Source organism: Shewanella sp. 11B5, assembly GCF_002836795.1.
Lineage (GTDB): Bacteria > Pseudomonadota > Gammaproteobacteria > Enterobacterales > Shewanellaceae > Shewanella > Shewanella frigidimarina.
Map to the genome: position 1 here is coordinate 1 of NZ_PJAP01001109.1, position 2,271 is coordinate 2,271.

The 2,271-nt window shown below is 39.5% G+C and carries 3 protein-coding genes; all 3 read right to left on the reverse strand.

The features are described from left to right. On the reverse strand, positions 1 to 401 hold a 401-nt coding region (locus tag CXF78_RS20850; protein WP_102037836.1), incomplete at its 3' end, for an HvfX family Cu-binding RiPP maturation protein. A 92-nt stretch (positions 402 to 493) separates the two neighbouring features. After that, positions 494 to 1,339: a DUF6279 family lipoprotein gene (locus CXF78_RS20855; RefSeq protein WP_102037837.1), complete on the reverse strand. Its 846-nt coding sequence runs from the start codon at positions 1,337 to 1,339 to the stop codon at positions 494 to 496. Between the two features lie 59 nt (positions 1,340 to 1,398). Further along, positions 1,399 to 2,271 (reverse strand): aminoglycoside phosphotransferase family protein (locus CXF78_RS20860; RefSeq protein ID WP_145991605.1); only part of this gene is annotated, 873 nt, incomplete at its 5' end.

Sequence of the window (2,271 nt, forward strand, 5' to 3'; positions counted from 1 at the left end):
AGCTTTTCTGCTGAAGCCAACACTTGCTCATTCGCTAACCACGAACTTGGGTCAGCAATTGCCAACCAACCATTAGGTAAATGCACCGCAAAAACAGCAACTAACATAGTGACCATCATCGGTAACGCAACGAGTCGAGTGGCTAAACCTATCAGCAGTAAAAAACCACCGAACAATTCAGTGCCTGCTGCTAACGCTGTCATGACTTCAGGCATAGGTAAACCGAGTCCCCAGTCGGGATTGCCAAACCATGCTGCGGTATCTTCAAAATGTGACAATTTGTTGTAACCAGCCTGCATTAATACTGGCGCAAGATAAAGCCTTAACATTAAGGCAGCTAAGCCTTCTGTATGTTTAATCACATTTAAAAACTGCTGATATAATCCACTTAGTGTCTGCATAAATAATCCTGACTGAAATCGTTGTTGTAGTAATAGACCCGCTGAAGATTAAAAATATTTCAGCTTTGAAGCCTAACTGATAAAAATAGATATTATTTGTCTAAGTGTAGTTCAGTTAAATCTTCTACTAATTCAGCTAATTTTTTGTCGAAGTACTTTCGTTGTTTTTGACTAAATGTTTTATTAAGCGCAATTAACATTGAACCAAACTTTCGAGTATTTTCATCTACATTATCGCGATAAACTTTAGATTTTAGCTCGTCAGGCGAGATCATTAACAACTTCATTTGTTGGGTAAAGTAGTCAGTTTGCTGACGGCGTTTCAGTGCTTGTTCAAATTGACTTAGCCATTCATGGCGATACTCAAGCCACATGTCTAACGTGGCTAAACGTTCTGTATTAGCTTGGTGAATAATACTTTTTTGTTCATCTGTAGCGTCGCCAGTCCATTCAGATAATTGTTTGGCAATTCTTTTATCGGAGTCTTTTATCAATTCAGCTTGATCTTTACCGGCATATTCTTCAATTAATTCTTGTTGTTCTTTTTTAAGCTGCACCAGTACCTGATTAACTTGTTCATCGGATAAACTCGCCATAATGGGTAGCAGCTCAGGCATGACAAAATCAAAAATACGGTGCCAATGTGCCTTTGCCATTGACACTTGATTAAGCCATAGCTCTGGGGTCATTGTTTGTTGATTTGTCAGTGTTGATAACAAAGACAGTTGATCACGATACCGCGGCAACTCTTGTTGGCGATGCCAAACTAAAAACGATTCAATAATGACATCAAATTTGTCTTGCTGATCTGAGGTTAACTCTACGTATTCTTCAACTTCCCACTCTATTGCCCAATCCAGAAAAAAATAACTTATTTTGGTTGAGCAGCCAACAAAAAGTAGGCAACTAAACAGTAGGATAATCAATTTTTTAGACACAGATAATTCCTTTATCAATACTTATACTTTATAAGAACCTTGTACGTTATCGGAGCATATTAGCAAGTGATTAATGTAAAGTAATGTGTAAAATATTGTAAGTATTGTGTGACTTTTTGTGGTTCTTTGGCTGCCATCAGTAATGCCCACATGGCTGAAAACAACCAAAAACAGTTTATTGCGGCGGGTAATGCAGCTTTTGCCGCTGCCACATCGGTAAGACTAGCAGCCTGACAATATTGCATAATGACGTTATCAATTAATTGGTTCACTTGTATCGTTGATAACTGATGGCTGGCCACAACGCTGGCTAAATCGAACAACGGATGACTCGCCACAGCATATTCATAGTCAATACAAAACAGTTGATGAGGGGCTCTGCCGCTAAGCAGTAAATTGTGCGGAGTTAAATCTCGATGACAAAAAGTGGGCAACAACACACAGGCTTCTAACTGCGATAACCAGTGCCGAACAAGCCCATTTAAGCGTAACAATTGCTGCCACGCATCATGCCATTGCGGATCAATTTGTGATTCAGTTAATGAATCCAATTGATATGCGTATTGTTGCCACTGCTCAGTCACTGTAATACTTTTATTAGGCACTGGCAGCGTACTGAGTTTACAGAATAAAGCGCTAAGCAAAGGAACTGCGTCGACAGCCAAAATGGATTGATTTGTAGATTGCCCAAGCGATAAGTGACTGCGCATTGAGGCAAATATCGACCAGTCTGTCTCTGGTTGATGAATAAACTCACTCAGATACACTTGCTTATCATCACTGACCCAAATCAATACTGGTGCAATGTTAGCCACTATTGCGGCTTGCCAACATTCAACTTCAAGCGATCTATCACACCAATTACTGTGCGGTTGATTCACTCTTAAAACCTTATCTCCATCTTCACAAGATAACTTAATATTAACATTGCT